The sequence below is a fragment of the Caballeronia humi genome, assembly GCF_001544475.1.
Classification (GTDB): domain Bacteria; phylum Pseudomonadota; class Gammaproteobacteria; order Burkholderiales; family Burkholderiaceae; genus Caballeronia; species Caballeronia humi.
Map to the genome: position 1 here is coordinate 121,704 of NZ_FCNW02000003.1, position 20,833 is coordinate 142,536.

Here is a 20,833-nt window from a genome sequence, read left to right on the forward strand (position 1 = left end):
CTATACTTTCGGGTTCCCATTGCGCCGAGTGCTCGATTCAGACATCGAGACGTTCTTGCTTGAGTCCCCGAGCGAGCGACTACGGATAGCGCGAGCACCTTCGAAACTCGTCGAAGCTCGCACCGACGGCGCCCAACTGCACAGATCCTATGACTCGCGCCCTCCGCAACATCGCCATCATTGCCCACGTCGACCACGGCAAGACCACGCTCGTCGACCAGCTTCTCCGCCAGTCCGGCACGTTCCGGGAAAACCAGGCGGTCGTCGAACGCGTCATGGACTCGAACGACATCGAAAAGGAACGTGGCATCACGATTCTTGCGAAGAACTGCGCGGTGGAATACGAAGGCACGCACATCAACATCGTCGACACGCCCGGACACGCGGACTTCGGCGGTGAAGTGGAGCGCGTGCTCTCGATGGTCGACTCGGTGCTGTTGCTCGTCGATGCCGTCGAAGGCCCGATGCCGCAAACGCGCTTCGTGACCAAAAAGGCGCTGGCGCTTGGTTTGAAGCCGATCGTCGTGATCAACAAGGTGGACCGCCCGGGCGCGCGTATCGACTGGGTGATCAACCAGACGTTCGATCTCTTCGACAAGCTTGGCGCCACCGAAGAACAGCTCGATTTCCCGATCGTCTACGCGTCGGGCCTGAATGGCTATGCCGACCTGAACCCCGAAGTGCGCGAAGGCACGATGCGCCCGCTCTTCGAAGCGATCCTGGAACACGTGCCGGTCCGCCCGTCGGATCCGGACGCGCCGCTGCAACTGCAAATCACCTCGCTCGACTATTCGACCTACGTCGGCCGGATCGGCGTCGGGCGCGTCGCGCGCGGGCGTATCCGCCCGGGCATGGCGGTCGCCGTGCGTTCGGGCCCGGACGGCGCGATCATCAACCGCAAGATCAACCAGGTGCTGTCGTTCCGTGGCCTCGAGCGCGTGCAGGTCGAGGAAGCGCAGGCGGGCGACATCGTTTTGATCAACGGTATCGATGAAATCGGCATCGGCGTTACGATTTGCGCACCGGAAGCGCCGGAAGCGCTACCGATGATCACCGTCGACGAACCGACGCTCACGATGAACTTCCTCGTGAATTCGTCGCCGCTCGCGGGTCGTGAAGGCAAGTTCGTGACGAGCCGCCAGATCCGCGATCGTCTGATGAAGGAACTGAATCACAACGTCGCGCTGCGTGTGAAGGAAACCGGCGACGAAACCACGTTCGAAGTGGCGGGCCGCGGTGAATTGCACCTGACGATTCTCGTGGAAAACATGCGCCGTGAAGGCTATGAGCTTGCGGTGTCGCGTCCGCGCGTGGTGATGCATGAGGTCGACGGCGTGAAGCACGAGCCGTACGAAAACCTGACCGTCGACATGGAAGATGCGCACCAGGGCGGCGTGATGGAAGAACTGGGCCGCCGCAAGGGCGAAATGCTCGACATGGCGTCGGACGGCCGCGGTCGCACGCGTCTTGAATACAAGATCGCGGCACGTGGCCTGATTGGCTTTCAGGGCGAGTTCCTGACGCTCACGCGCGGTACGGGCCTGATGAGCCACACGTTCGATTCCTACGCGCCGGTCAAGGAAGGCGCGGTCGGCGAGCGCCGCAACGGCGTGCTGATTTCGCAGGACGACGGCGCGGCCGTCGCCTACGCGCTGTGGAAGTTGCAGGATCGCGGCCGCATGTTCGTGTCGCCGGGCGATGCACTGTACGAAGGCATGATCATCGGCATTCACAGCCGCGACAACGACCTCGTCGTGAACCCGATCAAGGGCAAGCAGTTGACCAACGTGCGTTCGTCGGGCACCGACGAAGCCGTGCGCCTCGTGCCGCCGATCCAGATGTCGCTGGAATACGCGGTCGAATTCATCGATGACGACGAACTCGTCGAAGTGACGCCGCAATCGATCCGTCTGCGCAAGCGTCATCTGAAGGAACACGAGCGCCGCCGCGCGAGCCGCGAAGGCGCCGTCGACTAAGTTCGACAGCCTCGCTAATAGTGTTTACCAAGCCGCCTTCGGGCGGCTTTTTCGTTGGCTGAAGCGCTGCAAAGCACTCTTGTTTTATTCAGCGAACGCCCGCACATGCTCGTTGCGACAGGGCGTGAGGTGCGACCATCGGCTATATCGACTATGTGTTGTGTGCTATGCTAGTCAGATGTTTTGCCGCTTTTTAGGTCCTTCCAAGCAGACTTGATTCGCGCAATCCGCCAAACGGTCAGGCCGTGTCGCGGAAGGTTTCTTAACCCGCTATTTCTCGAGAAACTCGAAGAAAGGTGAGCGTAAAAATGATGAAGCAATTCCAGCTGAACTCTTATCTGTTCGGCGGCAATGCTCCGTACGTCGAAGAACTGTACGAAGCCTACCTGGATAATCCCGCGTCCGTTCCGGACACCTGGCGTGATTATTTCGACGCGTTGCAGAACGTGCCGGCCTCCGATGGCACGAACCACAACGACGTGGCCCATGGCCCGATCGTCGAATCGTTCGCACAGCGCGCGAAGGCCAACGCCTTCATCCCGCGCGAAAGCACGGGCGACCTCGCCACCGCGCGAAAACAAGTCTACGTTCAATCCCTGATCGGCGCGTACCGGTTCCTCGGCTCGCAATGGGCGAATCTCGATCCGCTCAAGCGCCGCGAACGTCCGCACATCCCCGAACTCGAACCCGCGTTCTACGACTTCACCGAGTCGGACATGGATCAGACGTTCCATGCGCAGAACCTGTACTTTGGCTTCGAGCAGGCGTCGCTGCGGGAGATCGTCAAGGCGTTGCGCGACACGTATTGCGGCACGCTCGGCGCTGAATTCATGTACATCAGCGATCCGGAGCAGAAGCGCTGGTGGAAGGAACGCCTCGAATCGATCCGCTCGACGCCGAATTTCTCGAACGAGAAGAAAAAGCACATCCTCCAGCGCCTGACGGCGTCGGAAGGGCTGGAGCGCTTCCTTCACACCAAGTACGTCGGCCAGAAGCGCTTCTCGCTGGAGGGCGGCGAGAGCTTCATCGCCTCGATGGACGAGGTCGTGCGTCACGCGGGCGCGGCGGGCGTGCAGGAAATCATCATCGGCATGGCTCACCGCGGGCGCCTGAACGTTCTCGTGAACACGCTCGGCAAGATGCCGGCCGACCTCTTCGCCGAATTCGAAGGCAAGCACGTCGACGACCTGCCGGCCGGCGACGTCAAGTATCACAAGGGCTTCTCGTCGGACGTCTCGACCGATGGTGGTCCGGTGCATCTCTCGCTCGCGTTCAATCCGTCGCACCTCGAAATCGTCAACCCGGTGGTCGAAGGGTCGTCAAAGGCGCGCATGGACCGTCGCGGCGACGAAAACGGCATGCAAGTGCTGCCGGTCCAGATCCACGGCGACGCGGCCTTCGCGGGCCAGGGCGTGGTAATGGAAACGCTGAACCTCGCGCAAACACGCGGCTACGGCACGCACGGCACGCTGCACATCGTCATCAACAACCAGATCGGCTTCACGACGTCGGACCCGCGCGATTCGCGCTCGACGCTGTATTGCTCGGACGTGGCGAAGATGATCGAGGCGCCGGTGCTGCACGTGAACGGCGACGATCCCGAAGCGGTCGTGCTCGCCACGCAGCTCGCCATCGACTTCCGGATGCAGTTCCACAAGGATGTCGTGGTCGACATCATCTGCTTCCGCAAGCTCGGCCACAACGAGCAGGACACGCCGGCCGTCACGCAGCCGCTGATGTACAAGACGATTGCGAAGCACCCGGGCACCCGCGCGCTGTACGCGGAAAAGCTCGTGCAGCAAGGCGTGATCACGGCGGCCGACGCCGACAACTACGTCAAGGCGTACCGTCAGGCGATGGACGAAGGCCATCACACCATTGATCCGGTGCTCTCGAACTTCAAGAGCAAGTACGCGGTGGACTGGGTGCCGTTCCTGAACCGCAAGTGGACCGACGCCGCCGATACGGCCGTCCCGCTCGCGGAGCTGAAGCGCCTCGCCGACCGCATCACGACGATCCCCGACAACTTCAAGCTGCATCCGCTCGTCGAGCGCGTGATCAACGATCGCCGCGCGATGGGTCGGGGCGAGTCGAAGCTCGACTGGGGCATGGGCGAGCATCTGGCCTACGCGTCGCTCGTGGCATCGGGTTATGCCGTGCGTCTGACGGGCCAGGATTCGGGCCGCGGCACGTTCACGCACCGCCACGCCGTTCTGCATGACCAGAACCGTGAACGCTGGAACGACGGCACGTACATCCCGCTGCAGAACATCGCCGACGGTCAGGCGAAGTTCACGGTGATCGACTCGGTGTTGTCGGAAGAAGCAGTGCTCGGCTTCGAGTACGGCTATTCGACGGCCGAGCCGAATACGCTCGTCGCGTGGGAAGCGCAGTTCGGCGACTTCGTGAACGGTGCGCAGGTCGTGATCGACCAGTTCATCTCGTCGGGCGAAGTGAAGTGGGGCCGTGTCTCGGGTCTTACGATGCTGCTGCCGCACGGCTATGAAGGCCAGGGCCCGGAGCACTCGTCGGCGCGTATCGAGCGCTTCCTGCAACTGTGCGCGGACCACAACATGCAAGTGGTCCAGCCGACCACGCCGGCGCAGATCTTCCACCTGCTGCGCCGCCAGATGATCCGCTTGTTCAGGAAGCCGCTGATCATCGCGACGCCGAAGTCGCTCCTGCGTCACAAGGAAGCGGTGTCGGATTTGTCGGAACTCGCGAAGGGTTCGTTCCAGCCGGTGATCGGCGAAGTGGACGACGCCATCGAGCCGAAGAAGGTCAAGCGCGCGCTGGTGTGCTCGGGCCGCGTGTACTACGACCTCGTCGCGCATCGTCGCGAGTCGAAGTCGAACGATGTTGCGATCGTGCGTATCGAGCAGTTGTATCCGTTCGCTCACAAGCAGTTCGACGCGGAACTCAAGAAGTACGAAAACGCGGCCGAAGTGGTCTGGGTGCAGGACGAACCGCAGAACCAGGGCGCCTGGTTCTATGTCGAGCACCATCTGCGCGACGGCATGAAGGAAGGTCAGAAGCTGGCTTACAGCGGACGTCCGGCTTCGGCGTCGCCGGCGGTCGGTTACTACGCGAAGCACTACGAGCAGCAGAAGGCGCTGGTCGAAGGCGCGTTCGGCCGCCTCAAAGGCGCGCAGACGATCGCGAAGTAAGCAGAAGGCGTAAAGGATCGGGCGGTTTTAGACAAACTTCCCGATCCGCTCGTGTGGCCGCACTGCGGCGCTCGCAATCGATCGATGCGCGCAGCAGCCACGGAGTTCGTTCTCACAAGACACGTATTAGGACAATTCAGAATGGCTATCGTAGAAGTCAAGGTTCCCCAGCTTTCCGAATCGGTTTCGGAAGCCACCATGCTGCAGTGGAAGAAGAAGCCCGGTGAAGCCGTCGCGCAAGACGAAATCCTCATCGAAATCGAAACCGACAAGGTCGTGCTGGAAGTGCCGGCACCGTCCGCCGGCGTGCTCGCGCAAGTGATCAAGCATGATGGCGACATCGTCGTCGCCGACGAAATCATCGCGAAAATCGACACGGAAGCGAAAGCGGGCGAAGCGCCTGCGGCCGTCGCCGCAGCGGGCGACGCCGAAGTGAAACCGGCGCCGGTCGCGGCAGAAGCCGCACCGGCCGCGCAAGCCGCGCAGGCCTCGGGTTCGAGCAGCGCCGCATCGCCGGCCGCGGGCAAGATCCTGGCCGAGAAGGGCCTGTCGAACGATCAGATATCGGGTTCGGGCCGCGACGGCCGCATCACGAAGGGCGACGCGCTCGCCGCGACGCAAGGCGCACCGGCCGTCCCGGCCACGAGCGCGCCCGCCGCGAAACCCGCGCCCGCACCGGCTGCGAAGGCTGCCAAGCCGGCGCTGCCGGACGTGAAGGCGCCGACTTCCGCCGACCAGTGGCTGAAGGACCGCCCGGAGCAGCGCGTGCCCATGTCGCGCCTGCGTGCGCGGATCGCCGAGCGTCTGCTCGAATCGCAGCAGACCAACGCCATCCTGACGACGTTCAACGAAGTCAACATGGCGCCGGTCATGGACCTGCGCAACAAGTACAAGGACCGCTTCGAGAAGGAACATGGCGTGAAGCTCGGCTTCATGTCGTTTTTCGTGAAGGCCGCCGTCCACGCGCTGAAGAAGTTCCCGCTTGTCAACGCGTCGATCGACGGTAACGACATCGTTTATCACGGCTACTTCGACATCGGTATCGCGGTTGGTTCGCCGCGTGGTCTGGTGGTGCCGATCCTGCGCAACGCCGACCAGATGAGCCTCGCCGACATCGAGAAGAAGATCGCCGAATTCGGCCAGAAGGCGAAGGACGGCAAGCTGTCGATCGAGGAAATGACGGGCGGCACGTTCTCCATCTCGAACGGCGGCGTGTTCGGCTCGATGCTCTCGACGCCGATCATCAACCCGCCGCAGTCCGCGATTCTCGGCGTGCACGCGACGAAGGAACGCGCCGTGGTCGAAAACGGCCAGATCGTGATCCGTCCGATGAACTATCTGGCGCTGTCTTATGACCACCGGATCATCGACGGCCGCGAAGCCGTGCTGTCGCTCGTCGCGATGAAGGACGCGCTGGAAGATCCGGCCCGCCTGCTGCTCGATCTGTAAAAAACATTCAAGGACGCACGGTGCGCGCGATAGGCTCGCGCGCACCGCGACGCCAACAAAAGAAGGAAAGTCATGTCCAAGGAATTTGACGTCGTCGTGATCGGCGCCGGCCCCGGCGGCTATATTGCGGCGATCCGCGCAGCGCAGCTCGGTAAATCGGTTGCGTGTATCGAAAAGTGGAAGAACCCGGCCGGCGCGCTGAAGCTCGGCGGCACGTGCCTGAACGTGGGCTGCATTCCGTCGAAGGCGCTGCTTGCGTCGTCCGAGGAATTCGAGAACGCGACGAAGCATCTCGGCGACCACGGCATCAGCGTGTCGAACGTGAAGCTCGACGTCACGAAAATGCTCGCGCGCAAGGAAGGCATCGTCGAGAAGATGACGAAGGGGATCGAGTTTCTGTTCCGCAAGAACAAGATCACGTGGCTCAAGGGCCACGGCAAGTTCACCGGCAAGACCGACGCCGGCGTGCAGATCGAAGTGTCGGGCGAGGGTGAGACTGAAACCGTGACCGCGAAGAACGTGATCATCGCGACGGGTTCGAAGGCGCGCCATCTGCCGAACATTCCGGTCGACAACCGAATCGTTGCGGACAACGAAGGCGCGCTCTTGTTCGACGCTGTGCCGAAGAAGCTCGCCGTGATCGGCGCGGGCGTGATCGGCCTGGAACTCGGCTCGGTGTGGCGCCGTCTCGGGTCGGACGTGACCGTTCTCGAAGCGCTGCCGGCGTTCCTCGGCGCGTGCGACGACGCGCTCGCGAAAGAAGCCGCGAAGCAGTTCAAGAAGCAGGGCCTCGACATCCACCTCGGCGTGAAGATCGGCGAAGTGAAGACGACAGACAACAGCGTCTCGCTCGCCTACACCGACAAGGACGGCAACGCGCAGACGCTCGAAGCGGACCGTTTGATCGTGTCGATCGGCCGCGTGCCGAACACCGACAACCTCGGTCTGGAAGCGATCGGCCTGAAGGCGGACGAGCGCGGTTTCATCCCCGTCGACGATCATTGCGCGACCAGCGTGCCGAACGTGTACGCGATCGGCGACGTCGTGCGCGGCCCGATGCTCGCGCACAAGGCGGAAGACGAGGGCGTGCTGGTGGCCGAGATCATCGACGGCCAGAAGCCGCATATCGACTACAACTGCATTCCGTGGGTGATCTACACCGAGCCGGAAATCGCGTGGGTCGGCAAGACCGAGCAGCAGTTGAAGGCCGAAGGGCGCGAGATCAAGTCGGGCCAGTTCCCGATGATGGCCAACGGCCGCGCGCTCGGCATCAACAAGGCGGAAGGTTTCGTCAAGATGATCGCCGACGCCAAGACCGACGAGATTCTCGGCGTGCACATCATCGCGGCGGACGCGTCGGATCTGATCGCCGAAGCCGTCGTCGCGATGGAGTTCAAGGCGGCGTCGGAAGACATCGGCCGCATTTGCCATCCGCACCCGTCGCTGTCGGAAGTGATGCGTGAAGCGGCGCTCGCCGTCGACAAACGCGCGCTCAACATGTAACGCCGGCAGCACCCGAGCAGCACCACGACGAAGGCGGGCGGGAGTCATCCCGCTCGCCTTCGTCATATCCACAGGTCACTTGCGGGCCACATCGCGGCATCATGAACGTCAACGAATATTACGAACACGAACTACAGACGCGCGGTTACCAGTCGGACGAGGCGCAGCTCGTGGCGGTCGAACGCCTGCAGCGCTGCTTCGACGAATGGACCGCGTACAAGGCGCGCCGGTCGAACGCGCTGAAGAAGTTTCTCGTGCGTCCGGATCTGCCGCGCGGCGTGTACCTGTGGGGCGGTGTAGGACGCGGCAAGAGTTTTTTGATGGACAGCTTTTTCGCGGTCGTGCCGGTGCAGAGAAAGACGCGCCTGCATTTCCACGAGTTCATGCGCGAGGTGCATCGTGAGCTGGAAGAACTGAAAGGCCAGGCCGATCCGCTCGACGAACTCGCGCGGCGCATTGCGAAGCGCTATCGGCTGATCTGTTTCGACGAATTCCACGTCTCCGATATCGCCGACGCGATGATTCTTTACCGGCTGCTCGACCGGCTGTTCAACAACGGCGTGCAGTTCGTGATGACGTCCAATTACCATCCCGACACGCTCTATCCTGAGGGCCTGCACCGAGACCGATTGCTGCCCGCGATCGAGCTGATCAAAGTCAATCTGGATGTCCTCAACGTCGATGCCGGGACGGATTACCGCAAGCGCACGCTTTCGCAGGTGACGGCGTATCACACGCCGCTCGGCGCCGCGTCGGACCAGGCATTGCGCGCCGATTTCGCGAAACTCGCCGCCGTCCCTGATGAAAGCCCGCTGCTGCATATCGAAAAGCGCGAACTGAAGGCGCTGCGTAAGGCCGACGGCGTCGTCTGGTTCGACTTCGCGACGCTCTGCGGCGGCCCGCGCTCACAGAATGACTATCTGGAGCTCGCGAGCCGCTTTCACGCGGTGATCCTCTCGGACGTGCCGCAGATGTCGCCGCGCATGGCATCGGAGGCGCGCCGCTTCACCTGGCTCATCGACGTCTTCTACGATCACAAGGTGAAGCTCCTGATGTCGGCGGCGGTGCCGGCGGAGCAGCTATACGTCGAAGGGCCGATGGCGAACGAGTTCGCGCGGACGGTTTCGCGCATCGTCGAGATGCAGTCGAAGGAGTATCTGGAGACGCCGCGACGCATCGTCGACACTTCGCTTACCTGAATACGAGTATCAAAAATACCGGGCGGGCCAATTGGCAAAAGGCTCCGGCTCAATTTCAAGATTCGGACGTATCTGATACCGACGCTTTGGCGCGGTCGGTATCTTCCGTACACACCTAATTGTGTATGGAGATGATCATGAAGCCCTATCGCGACATGACCGATGAAGAATGGCAGATGGTCGCAGCGCTGCTTCCCGAATTGCGTCCCCGCGCCGAGTTGCGTGGGCGGCCGTTGGCGAACACGCGTGCCGTGCTCAATGGCGTCTTGTGGGTAATGTACAGCGGCGCGTCGTGGTCCACGTTGCCGCGCAAGTATCCGTCGTATCAGACGTGCCACCGGCGCTTTAAGGCGTGGCATGACTCAGGTGTGTTGTCACGCGTGATGGTCCAGTTGTTCGGACCGGCGGGCGAGAGCCTCTATTCGCTGATGAGCTCGCGCATGCGCGTGCCGGGCAGCGTCCCCGAGGTCGCGATGGAAGGCGCAGCACAGGTCCACGAGATCGTGCCCGCCGCGCCGGGTATCGTGCCGCCGCGTTTCGTGCCGGATATCGTGCGCCGCGCGGCTTGAGATTCGCCGCATCGGTATCGGTATCTGCGTTCAGCGGATAGAACCGGCCAAAGACGAACGTCTTTGGCCGGTTTTTTCATGTTTGCGGCTGATCAGTCACTGCTGACGCACCCACGTCTGCGAGCGCCCCAAAAGCGCCACGCCGATATACCCCCGCACCACCAGTTTCTGCCCGCCATCCTCGAGACGCATCTTGCACTTGTAGAGCTTGCCGCTCTCCGGATCGAGAATCTGGCCGCCTTCCCAGTCGCTGCCGCTGGGCTTCATCCCGGTGATGATCGTCATGCCCTTGATCAACTGGTCCTTGCGCGAATCGGTGCAGGCCGTGCAGCGGCGCTCCGGCTTGTCGTGCTCGCCGAGTCCCTGAATGATCTTGCCCGACAGATTGCCGCCGCCGTCGTCGATGATCTGCACGAGCGCCTTCGCCTGGCCGGTGTTGTCGTCGATGGTTTGCCACAGGCCCGCGGGCGAGTTCGACTGCGCTGCGGCGATCGTCGCCGATACGAAAAGCGCCGACGCGATCGTCATGCGCGCCAAAGCGCTTCCGATGAAACGGGTCATGCTTTCTCCTTTGCGAAAACGCATCTCTGGCGCGCGGCGTTGGTGTGGTGCCATAGAGAATCCGCGCGTCCTGGCCGGACAGCATACGTTAATGCGCCGGCATCGTTTTGTAGGATGGGCTCTAGGCCAATTTGACGAACTCGCTCAGCTTCGGTGCTCAAGCGCCGCTGTGAGCGTCGCGAAGGTGCGGTCGTCGGTGCGATCGAAGTGCAGCGGTGTTACCGAGACGCGTCCCGATGCGACCACCGCCGTCTCACTATCCGGCGCATTGGCGCGCGGCCCGCGCTGGAAGCGCAGCCAGTGATACGGCAGGCCTCGCGGATCGGTCTCGCTCAGCACGTCGATGCCTTCGACCAGACCGACGCCCTGATTCGTCGGCGTAAGCGGGCCGGCGGCCGAGGCGTCGCAGTCGGGGAAATTGACATTGAGGCACGTCGGTGCGTCGTGGGAGATGTCGAGCAACTGGCGGATCACGCCCGGCGCGAGCGTGCGCGCCGTGTCCCAGCGGACGTTTTCGCGATCGGTGAAAGCCTGCGAAAGCGCGATCGACGGCAAGCCGAGCAGGAGGCCCGTCATCGCCGCGCCGACGGTGCCGGAGAACATCGTCTCGACGCCGAGGTTCGCGCCGCGGTTGATCCCCGAGAGCACGAGCGCAGGCGGCGCGTCCTTCATCAGATGGCGCGCGGCCATCACGACGCAGTCGCCGGGAGTGCCTTGTACGCCGAAACGCCGCTCGCCCTGACGGCTTACGCGCAATGGAGAATGCAGGCTGATCGAATGCGAGGTGCCGCTCTGGTCGTGTTCGGGCGCGATGACCCAGACTTCCTCGGCAAGTTCCGCCGCGACGGCTTCGAGGACGGCGAGGCCGGGGGCGTCGATGCCGTCGTCGTTGGTGAGCAGAACACGTTGAACAATGGGTCGTGCGGACATCGTGGATCTCTCCTGTCGATCAGAGTTCGGGCTTACTCTGAATCCGTGCAACGTAGTTGCAATCGAATTGGCCTGAGCCGACCGATTATTGCAGAGATCGCAGCCTCCCGCGCCGTCGCGCTTACTTCACGCCGAGCCCGCGCAAGATCGCGTTGCCGTCCTCGGTAAGACGCACGGTTTTCTCGCCGGCGTCCTGCGACACCGTTTCGACATACCCATATTCCTGGAGCGAAGCGACATCGGGCGTCGCGGCGATGGCGTTGATCGGCCCGTGCCACAAAAGCAGCAGCGTGGCGATTTCGTGATGACTGAGCAGGCGCTTGATGGCTCGGACGGGAGCCGATTTTGGCCGGAGGTTCATGAGCGAACTCCTCTATTCACATGGCGATGTGGGCGGCGGCGGCCGCGGCGTTTTCGGTGGAGTGCGGGCAATGTATCGGCCGATTCTTAGGCGAAACTTAAATCAATCCGGGCCGGTGTTTCAGCATATGTCACGACCCGCGACGCCTTCGTGTCAGAACCGATAGTCGGGATTGCGCGGGTCGAACGTCTGGTCGTCGAAAGTCTTCGGCACCACGTTCTGGAACACGATGCTTTCGAAGATATTGCCGTCGTTGTCGAACGATTCCACCGAGCGGAACCACGGCCGCTCCAGATCGAGTCCCAGAATCTCCTTCTTCGCGTAGAACTCGGGTTGGCCGGTCGGCGTCTCGTAAGTGAACGCGACGACCCGCGCGCCTTCGATCGTCTTCACCTCGATGCGGCTCGCGCGCGTGACGCCCGCCTCGGCGAACTTCCGGCCCTCGGCGAGAAACTGCCGCGTGATGTATTCGACGCCCAGATCGCGCACCGAATGATTCGACTGCGCCCGCGCGAGCGGCCCGTGCAGCGACGCCCACAGCGGCACGACGCCAAGCAGCCCGCCGAGATGGCCGTAGACCTGGTCGGGGCGCGTCGAGTCGTCGTAGATCAGTTCCTGGCCTGCGTGCGCGCCGTCGGGCAGCCACCGCGCGTAGATGCGCAGCGGCTCGCGCGTGAGGCGCACGAGCATGTGGTCGGGGCGGTCTGGCCAGACGCCGCGGATGCGCTCACGCCGCACGAGCGTGAATTCATACGACGGGTAGCCGTTCGGTCCCTGCTTCAGATAGTGCGGCAGCGTGAGCGGATCGAGCGATTCGAAGAGCGCGACGAGGTCCGCGTCGCCCATGCTCGCGAGCAGGCCGCTGCGGGCGGCGCGCGAGAGCCAGCGGACTTGCTCGTCAAGCGGCAGTTTGCCCGCTTGCGACGGCGCGACGGTCGGCGGCGACGGTTTTTCGGCCGTGAGCGCCGCGCCGGCGGCGGAGGTGGCGGCGGCCGTCGGCAGCGCGTCGGCGGCGGTCTGCGCCGATGCCGCGGACCACCCGACGCAAACGCAGGCGAGCAGAACGGCTGAGGCCAGCGATCGCCTGAGTCGCGCATCCGGCATGAAGGGAGTCTCCGTGATCTAGACCTTCGATTTGGCGATTTCGGCGTCGCGCAGTTCGCGGCGCAAGATCTTGCCGATCGTCGTCTGCGGCAACGTGTCGCGGAATTCGACGGCGGCGGGGCGCTTGTAACCCGTCAGATGTAAACGGCTGAATGCGATCACTTCTTCCTCGGTCAGCGATTTATCGCGCGGCACGATGAAGACCTTTACGCGCTCACCGGTGACCGGGTCGGGCACGCCGAGCGCCGCGACCGAGCGCACTTTCGGATGCATCGCGAGGACGTCCTCGATCTCGTTCGGATACACGTTGAAGCCGGACACGATGATCATGTCCTTCTTGCGGTCGATCAGACGGATGAAGCCGCGCGCGTTCATCACGGCGATGTCGCCGGTCGCGAGCCAGCCGTTTGCATCGATCACTTTCGCCGTCTCGTCGGGGCGGTTCCAGTAGCCGTTCATCACTTGCGGGCCCTTTACGCACAACTCGCCCGGTTCGTCGATGGCGGCCCACGCGCCGTCGTCGCGGCGCATGCGCACGAGCGTGGCGGGCGCCGGCACGCCGACCGAGCCGTCGAATTCCTGCTGCTGACCGACGGTGACCGGCGTCATCGCGACGATCGGCGAGCATTCGGTGAGCCCGTAACCTTCGACGATCGGCTGCCCGGTTACTTCGCGAAACCGTTCCGCGACGGCTTTCTGCGTCGCCATGCCGCCCGCCATCGCAAGCCTGAGCTTCGAGAAGTCGCGGCTGCGGAACGCTTCGTTGTCGAGGAACGCGCAGTAGAGCGTGTTGAGCGCGGTGATGCAGGTGAATGTCTCGTTTCGTAGGACGCGCATCATCGTTTTCGTGTCGCGCGGATTCGCGATCAGGATGTTGCGCCCGCCGATGCCCAGGAAAATCAGCGCGTTCACCGTCAGCGAATAGATGTGATAAAGCGGCAGCGGCGTGAGTACGGTCGCGATGTCGCCTTTCAACTGCTCCTCGGCCCAGGCCTTCGCCTGCAGCAGATTCGCGATCACATTTCGGTGCGTGAGCATCGCGCCTTTCGCGACGCCCGTCGTGCCGCCGGTGTATTGCAGGAACGCGATGTCGCCGTGACCGCTCCGCACCGGTTCGAGCCTGCGCCGCTTGCCTTCGGCCAGGGCATCGCGCAGCGGCACTGCTTGCGGCAAATCGTACGCGGGCACCCCCTTCTTCACATGCCGCAGCACGAAGTTCAGCGCGTGGCCCTTCAGGTTGAGGCCGTCGGAAAGCAGATCGCCGAGCGCCGTCACGACGACGTGCTTCACCTTCGTGCCCGGCAGCGCGTCCTGCAGCGTCTTCGCGAAGGTTTCGAAGACGACGATCGTCTGCGCGCCGCTGTCCTTAAGCTGATGCGCGAGTTCGCGCGCGGTATAGAGCGGATTGACGTTGACGACGATCGCGCCCGCGCACAGCGTGCCGAAGAGCGTGACGGGATACTGGAACGTGTTGGGCATCATCAGCGCGACGCGGTCGCCGGGCTTCACGCCGATGCCCTGCAGATAAGCAGCGAACGCGTGCGCCTTCTTGCCGAGTGCCTCGAACGTGAGTTCGGCCCCGACGCTCACGTATGCGACGCGCTCGCGGTACGTCTCGACGCATTCGTCGAAGAAATGCACGAGCGACCGGTAACGCGACAAGTCGATGTCGTGCGGCACGCCCGGCGGATACGACGCGTACCAGATCCCGTCGGTGCTGTGCGAGTCGGACGCGCCCGGCATGGGCGGTACGTCTAGCGGATTCATCTGCGGTCTCCCTTGACGCCGCGTTGTTGTTCGAGTCGCGATGCGCGCCTAACGTTCCGCTGACAGCGTGCGGTCAGATTACCGCGCGTTCCAGAATTGCGACGACGCCCTGGCCGCCCGCCGCGCAGATCGAGATCAGGCCGCGCGGCGGCTGGCCGTCGGCACGGGCGGGCGCCTTCGCGAGCATCTTCGCCAGGTTGCCGACGATCCGGCCGCCGGTCGCCGCGAACGGGTGGCCCGTGGCGAGCGAGCCGCCGTTGACGTTCAGCCGCGCCCGGTCGATCGAGCCGAGCGGCCCGGCGAGGCCGAGCTGCGTGCGGCAGTATTCGTCGTCTTCCCAGGCGGCGAGCGTGCACAGCACTTGCGCGGCGAACGCTTCGTGGATTTCGTAGAAGTTGAAAGCATCGAGTGTCAGCGACGCGCGCGCCAGCATGCGCGGCACGGCGTAGGCGGGCGCCATCAGCAGGCCTTCCTTCTTGTCGATGTAATCGACGGCGGCCGTTTCCGAAAAGCTCAGGTACGCCAGCACGGGCAGGTTGCGCGCGATCGCCCATTCCTCTGAGGCGAGCAGCACGACCGACGCGCCGTCGGTGAGCGGCGTCGAATTGCCGGCGGTGAGCGTGCCGGCGTCGCGGTCGAAGACGGGCTTGAGCGCCGTGAGCTGGTCGAGCGTGATGTCGGGGCGCAGGTTGTTGTCGCGCGAGAGACCCTTGTACGGCGTCATCAGGTCGTTGAACCAGCCGCGATCGTAAGCCGCCGCGAGCTTGCGATGGCTCTCGTACGCGAGCGCGTCTTGCGCCTCGCGGGAAATTTTCCAGCGCTTCGCCATCAGTTCGCAGTGTTCGCCCATCGAAAGGCCCGTGCGCGGTTCGGCGTTGCGCGGCAGCGTCGGCTTGAAGAGCATGCCGGGGCGCAGCTTCGCGAGGGCGCCGATGCGCTGTCCGGCCGAGCGTCCGCGATTCGCCTCCAGCAGGATCTTGCGCATGCGCTCGTTCACGCCGATGGGCGCATCGGACGTCGTATCGACGCCGCCCGCGATGCCCGCGTCGATCTGCCCGAGCGCGATCTTGTTCGCGACGAGGATCACCGCTTCGAGCCCGGTGCCGCACGCCTGCTGGACGTCGTAGGCGGGCGTTTCCTTCGCGAGGGTGGTCGAGAGGAGCGCCTCGCGCGTCAGGTTGAAGTCGCGCGAATGCTTGATGACCGCGCCCGCCGCGACTTCGCCGAGCCGCACGCCGTGCAGGTCGTAGCGGTCGATGAGCGCCTGCAGCGTGAAGCTCAGCATGTCCTGGTTCGATGCCGTCGCGTACGCCGTGTTCGAGCGCGAGAACGGAATCCGGTTGCTGCCGACGATCGCGACGCGGCGCACGGCGGGAAGGGCGGAGGCGGTCATTTCAATTCCCATTCGAACTGTCCGCGAAGATGCGGTTTGTCGCCGGCCAGGTCGCGGACTTCGAAGTCGCGCTGGGTGGGCGAAGGCGCCGCGCTCCACAGCGTGGTTTCTCCGGGCAGGAAGATCGGCAGCTTGAAGTCGCCGTGAGCACGCGCGGCGGCGAGCGTCTTCGACGGCTGGAGCGCCGCGAGCGAGCGGCCGAGCGTCCACATCCCGTGGGCGATGGCGCGCGGAAAACCGAACGCCTTGGCGCTCAATGTGTGCAGATGGATCGGGTTGAAGTCGCCGGACGCCTTCGCATAGTCGCGGCCGAGCTGCGCCGGAAGCTGCCAGCGGGCTTCGCGAGCCAGCAGCGGTGCGGGCGGACGCGCTTCGGCGGGCGGCGCGTTCGTCGGCTGTCCGCGCGCGGTGCGCTTCAAGTAAACGCTGTCGCCATCCCAGACCGCTTCGCCGCGCCGGTAGATGCGCGTATGCAGCGTGAACGCCTGCCCCTTTTCGTGCGCGACGAGCGGACCGCTCTCCACCTCGATCCGCAGATTCTGCCCGACGGACAACGCCCGCCGCAGCCAGACCGTGTTCGCCAGATGCACGAGCCCGACGGCGGGCCACGGAAACGACGGATCGGTAAGCAGCATCAGGTGCAGCGGGAACGCGAGCACGTGCGGGAAAGTGACCGGCACGCCGTGCTCGGGGATGAAACCGCACACGCGCGCATAGCGGCCGATCTGCTCGGGATCGAGCGCCACATCGGGCCGCACGAGCCGCAGCGCCGGCACTTCCGCCGACGCATGCGGACGCTTCAAGAGCCCCGGCAACGCGCGCCCGTAGAGCTTCGCCGGCGGCGGCAGCGCATCGACGACGATCGTGCGCGCCCGCTGGATCGGGGGAGCCTGCATCGTCAGGCTCCGATCAGGCTCTGGCCGCATACGCGCACCAACTGTCCGCTGATGCCGGCCGACGCCGGACTCGCGAGCCACCCGATCGTTTCGGCGACATCGACCGGCTGGCCGCCCTGGCTCATCGAATTCATGCGGCGCCCGGCCTCGCGGATGCCAAGCGGAATGCGCGCGGTCATCTGCGTTTCGATGAAGCCCGGCGCGACCGCGTTGATCGTGATGCCGCGTGGCTGCAGCACGCGCTCCATGCTCGCGACGCGCCCGATCACGCCCGCCTTCGAGGTTGCGTAGTTCGTCTGACCGAGGTTCCCGGCGATCCCGCTGATCGACGACACGCCGATGATCCGCCCGCAGTCGTGCAGCACGTTCTGCGCGAGCAGGACGTCGTCGATGCGCTCCTGTGCGGACAGGTTGATGTCGATCACGCTGTCCCAGGCAGCCTGCGTCATTTTCGCGATGGTCCGGTCGCGCGTGATGCCGGCGTTGTGCACGACGATGTCGATACCGCCCAGTGCGTCAAGCGCCGCCGCGAGCTCAGCGGGCGCTTCGGGCGCACCGATGTCGGCGAGCAGCGCAGCGTGGACGCCACCCGACGGCGACGCGTCCTCGATGCCGAGCATCGTCTGGTCGAGCGCGTCCTTGGCGGCGGGCACGTCCAGGCCGATCACGTGCGCGCCGAGCGCGGCCAGCACGGCGGCGATCGATGCGCCGATCCCGCGCGCCGCGCCCGTCACGATGGCTCGCTTGCCGCTAAGAGGTTTCGACCAGTCGGCGGGTTTGACGAAGGGCGCGGCCTCGATTCGCACGACTTGCCCCGACACATAAGCCGAGCGCGGCGACAAAAAGAACCGCAACGCGCCTTCGAAGCTGGCACCTTCGGCCACCTGCAGCAGATTCGACGTGATGCCGTGGCGCGCCTCCTTGCCGAGCGAGCGCGCCATGCCTTCCAGCGCGCGCTGCGCGGTCCACGCGTGCGGGCTCCCGCACGTCTCGGGCGGCCGTCCGAGCACGATGATCCGTCCGCTCTTCGCCACCGAACGGATGCCGTCGTGGAAAAAGCCGTAGAGCTTCGTGAGTTCCGTGCTGTCGGCGATGCCTGTGCCGTCGAAGATCAGCGCCTCGACGCGGTCGCTCGCGTTCGCGTCGGGCGCCTGCGGCTCGAAGCGTCCGCTCATCGCGCCGTGCTCGTTGGCGAGCGGCAGCCAGCCGCGCGCGCTTTCGTGCGCGACGCCCGTCATGCCGACCGACTGCAGCACGTCGATCAGCGCGTCGAAAAGCGCCGGCGACGGCCCCGCGCCGATCGCGGCCATCCCGCCGAACTCGGGCCGGTCCGCGCGATGACGGCGCAGCACCTCGGGCCGCGGCAAGCCGATGGACCGGGCGACGCCCGCCCCGAACGATGAATTCACGAAGTCGAGATAGCGGTCTCTCATGATCTCAGGCAATCACCTCTTCCGGTTCCCGCTCGAGCGCGGCTTTGCGCTTCTGCAATGCTTCGAGCATACCGAAATCGGCGGGGAAGTCATCGACCTTCAGCACTTCCGCGCCGTATCGCGCGTAGTCGGCGAGCACCTGGCGGTCGGCGGCATCGATGAAGCCGCGCTGTTCGGCGTCGATCGCCCACGCGTCAAGATCGGGCAGGCTCTGCGGGATCGCCTCCAGTTCGCCTGATTTCACCGCGTGCCGCAACTTGCGCTCGATTTCCGTGAAGCGCGGGTTCAGCGCGAGAATCAGCTCGGCGTAACCGAGCGGGTCGATGTCGGAGGTCGGCGCGTAGGAATCGGCGATCAGGCGCTCGCGGGCGTCGCCGGGTGTCTGCATCAGATCGGCGATGGAACTCGCGAGCGCATCGCGCGGCACGCGGCGCAGCGTGCCGAACGGGAACGCGAGCATCCGCACGAGGACAGCGATCGCGCGGTTCGGATAATTGTCGAGGACACCGTCGATCGCGGCGTGCGCCTGCTGCAGCGCATCCTCGACGCCCCAGGCGACGAGCGGCAGGTCGCGCTCCGGACGGCCGTCGTCCTCGAAACGCTTGAGCGTCGCCGAGATCAGGTAGAGCTGTGAGAGCACGTCACCGAGCCGCGCCGACAGCCGCTCGCGACGCTTCAGATCGCCGCCGAGCGCGAGCATCGAAATGTCGGCGAGCAGCGCGAACGCGGACGAGAGCCGCGTCGCCGCGCGATAGTACGGCGCGAGACGCGGATCGGCGCGGCTCGGTTTCGGGATCAGGCGCGCGCCGCCGAAAGCGAACACGACACTGCGCATCGCGTTCGACGCCACGAAGCTCGCGTGACCGAAAAACGCGGCATCGAAATCGGCGAGGGCGCGGGCGGCGTCGGGCTCGCGCGTCGCGGCCATTTCCTTCAGCACGTACGGATGGCAGCGGATCGCACCTTGTCCGAAGATGATCAGACAGCGCGTAAGAATGTTCGCACCTTCGACGGTGATCGAGATAGGAACCTGCTGATAGGCGCGCGCGAGGAAATTCGACGGTCCCATGCAGATTCCCTTGCCCGCGACGACGTCCATGCCGTCGTTGATCACCTTCCGCGCGCGTTCGGTGATGTGGTACTTCGCGATCGCGGAGATGACGGACGGCTTCTCGCCGAGATCGACCGCTTGCGCGGAGAGCTTGCGGGCCGCGTCCATCACGTAGAGGTTGCCGCCCATGCGCCCGAGCGCTTCCTGCACGCCTTCGAAGCGGCCCACGGCCGTGCGGAACTGCCGGCGCACAGCCGCGTAGGCGCCGGTGCCGCGCACGGCGAGCTTCGCCATCCCGACATTCGACGACGGCAGCGAGATCGCCCGGCCCGCCGCGAGGCATTCCATCAGCATGCGCCAGCCGTTGCCGACCTGCGCGCGGCCGCCGATCACCCAGTCGATCGGGACGAAGACGTCGCGGCCCCAGTTTGGGCCGTTCTGGAACACGGCGTTGAGCGGCCAGTGGCGTCGTCCGATGTTCACGCCGGGGTGGCTCGTCGGGATCAGCGCGCAGGTGATGCCGGCTTCGTCTTCCGTACCGAGCAGGTGGTCGGGGTCGAGCGCCCGGAAGGCCAGGCCGAGCACCGTCGCGATCGGGCCGAGCGTGATGTAGCGCTTGTTCCACGTGACGCGAAAGCCGAGCGTCTCGCGGCCTTCATGCATGCCCCGGCAGACGATGCCGACGTCGGGAATCGCGGCGGCGTCCGACCCGGCGTAGGGGCTCGTCAGCGCGAAGCAGGGGATTTCCTCGCCGCGCGCGAGGCGCGGGAGGTAGTGGTTCTTCTGCTCTTCGGTGCCGTAGTGCATCAGTAATTCGGCGGGGCCGAGCGAGTTCGGCACCATCACCGAAACAGCCGCGGCGGAGCAGCGGGTCGCGAGCTTCATGATCACTTGCGAGTGGGCGTAGGCGGAGAACGCGCGGCCGCCGTACTGCTTCGGGATGATCATGCCGAGAAAGCCGTTGTCCTTGACATAGGCCCATGTCTCCGGCGAGAGGTCCTGCCAGACGGTGGTGGTGTCCCAGTCGTTGGCGAGGTCGCAGAGGCGTGTGCATTCGTTGTCGATGAAGTGCTGTTCTTCTTGCGACAGCCTGGCCGGGCCGTGGGCAAGTAGCGAGTCCCAATGCGGACGGCCGGAGAAGAGGGCGGCGTCCCACCAGACCGTGCCGGCTTCGATGGCATCGCGCTCGGTCGGGGACATCTGCGGGAGCATCTTGCGGAACTGGCTCAGTGCGCGCTGGCTCAGGAGCGTGCGGCGTAGGGGCTTGATCGTCAGCACGAGGGCTGGCGCGATGAAGAGGAGGGCGAGGAGCGTTGTTGCGAGCGGGCCTATGATGCCGGTGAAGCAGCCGGTGGCTACCCAGATGACCGCCCACGCGAGCCATAGAATGGCGTTCGCTTGGATGAAGATTAGCGCGCTGCTCACGACGACGAACGCGATGACGAAGCCTGCTGTCATGTGATTCCCCCTTGGC

15 protein-coding genes are annotated in these 20,833 nt (G+C 64.7%); 6 read left to right on the plus strand and 9 right to left on the minus strand.

The window, feature by feature from the left end:
- Positions 1–149 precede the first annotated feature (149 nt).
- The 6 genes from typA to AWB65_RS05200 all read left to right on the plus strand — a co-directional run bounded on the left by typA (position 150) and on the right by AWB65_RS05200 (position 9,863).
- Positions 150–1,976: a translational GTPase TypA gene (gene typA / locus AWB65_RS05175; protein WP_087666124.1), complete on the plus strand. Its 1,827-nt coding sequence runs from the start codon at positions 150–152 to the stop codon at positions 1,974–1,976.
- A gap of 308 nt (positions 1,977–2,284) precedes the next feature.
- Positions 2,285–5,143: a 2-oxoglutarate dehydrogenase E1 component gene (locus AWB65_RS05180; RefSeq protein ID WP_087666125.1), complete on the plus strand. Its 2,859-nt coding sequence runs from the start codon at positions 2,285–2,287 to the stop codon at positions 5,141–5,143.
- 141 nt (positions 5,144–5,284) lie between these two features.
- Positions 5,285–6,592 (plus strand): 2-oxoglutarate dehydrogenase complex dihydrolipoyllysine-residue succinyltransferase, encoded by a 1,308-nt coding sequence (gene odhB, locus AWB65_RS05185; protein WP_087666126.1) that lies wholly within the window; start codon positions 5,285–5,287, stop codon positions 6,590–6,592.
- Positions 6,593–6,664: 72 nt separating this feature from the next.
- Entirely contained in the window at positions 6,665–8,095 is a 1,431-nt protein-coding gene (gene lpdA, locus AWB65_RS05190) for a dihydrolipoyl dehydrogenase (protein ID WP_087666127.1), read from the plus strand.
- Between the two features lie 101 nt (positions 8,096–8,196).
- Positions 8,197–9,294, plus strand: coding sequence for a cell division protein ZapE (zapE, locus tag AWB65_RS05195; RefSeq protein WP_087666128.1), 1,098 nt, complete (start codon positions 8,197–8,199; stop codon positions 9,292–9,294).
- 137 nt (positions 9,295–9,431) lie between these two features.
- Positions 9,432–9,863 carry a transposase gene (locus AWB65_RS05200; protein WP_159907528.1) on the plus strand — a complete coding sequence of 144 codons (432 nt, stop codon included), beginning with the start codon at positions 9,432–9,434 and terminating at the stop codon, positions 9,861–9,863.
- A 96-nt stretch (positions 9,864–9,959) separates the two neighbouring features.
- Here AWB65_RS05200 and AWB65_RS05205 read toward each other — a convergent pair whose 3' ends face one another.
- The 9 genes from AWB65_RS05205 to AWB65_RS05245 form a co-directional block, all read right to left on the minus strand.
- Complete coding sequence (locus tag AWB65_RS05205; RefSeq protein WP_235007522.1) at positions 9,960–10,391, minus strand: DUF2147 domain-containing protein; 432 nt, start codon at positions 10,389–10,391, stop codon at positions 9,960–9,962.
- A 177-nt stretch (positions 10,392–10,568) separates the two neighbouring features.
- Positions 10,569–11,354, minus strand: coding sequence for a 5'/3'-nucleotidase SurE (gene surE, locus AWB65_RS05210; protein WP_087666130.1), 786 nt, complete (start codon positions 11,352–11,354; stop codon positions 10,569–10,571).
- A 121-nt stretch (positions 11,355–11,475) separates the two neighbouring features.
- Positions 11,476–11,715 (minus strand): hypothetical protein, encoded by a 240-nt coding sequence (locus AWB65_RS05215; RefSeq protein ID WP_087666131.1) that lies wholly within the window; start codon positions 11,713–11,715, stop codon positions 11,476–11,478.
- Positions 11,716–11,868: 153 nt separating this feature from the next.
- Positions 11,869–12,819, minus strand: a complete 951-nt coding sequence (locus AWB65_RS05220; protein ID WP_087666132.1) for a DUF1571 domain-containing protein — start codon at positions 12,817–12,819, stop codon at positions 11,869–11,871.
- An 18-nt stretch (positions 12,820–12,837) separates the two neighbouring features.
- On the minus strand, positions 12,838–14,586 hold the full coding sequence (locus AWB65_RS05225) for an AMP-binding protein (RefSeq protein ID WP_087666133.1): 1,749 nt from the start codon (positions 14,584–14,586) through the stop codon (positions 12,838–12,840).
- A 73-nt stretch (positions 14,587–14,659) separates the two neighbouring features.
- Positions 14,660–15,979, minus strand: coding sequence for an acetyl-CoA C-acetyltransferase (locus tag AWB65_RS05230; protein ID WP_087666134.1), 1,320 nt, complete (start codon positions 15,977–15,979; stop codon positions 14,660–14,662).
- Complete coding sequence (locus tag AWB65_RS05235) at positions 15,976–16,875, minus strand: MaoC family dehydratase (protein ID WP_087666135.1); 900 nt, start codon at positions 16,873–16,875, stop codon at positions 15,976–15,978. The genes AWB65_RS05230 and AWB65_RS05235 overlap by 4 nt, the downstream gene beginning before the upstream one ends.
- Positions 16,876–16,877: 2 nt before the next feature.
- Positions 16,878–18,308 (minus strand): 3-oxoacyl-ACP reductase, encoded by a 1,431-nt coding sequence (locus AWB65_RS05240; RefSeq protein WP_087666136.1) that lies wholly within the window; start codon positions 18,306–18,308, stop codon positions 16,878–16,880.
- A 4-nt stretch (positions 18,309–18,312) separates the two neighbouring features.
- Positions 18,313–20,817, minus strand: a complete 2,505-nt coding sequence (locus AWB65_RS05245; protein ID WP_087666137.1) for an acyl-CoA dehydrogenase — start codon at positions 20,815–20,817, stop codon at positions 18,313–18,315.
- Between the last annotated feature and the right edge of the window lie 16 nt (positions 20,818–20,833).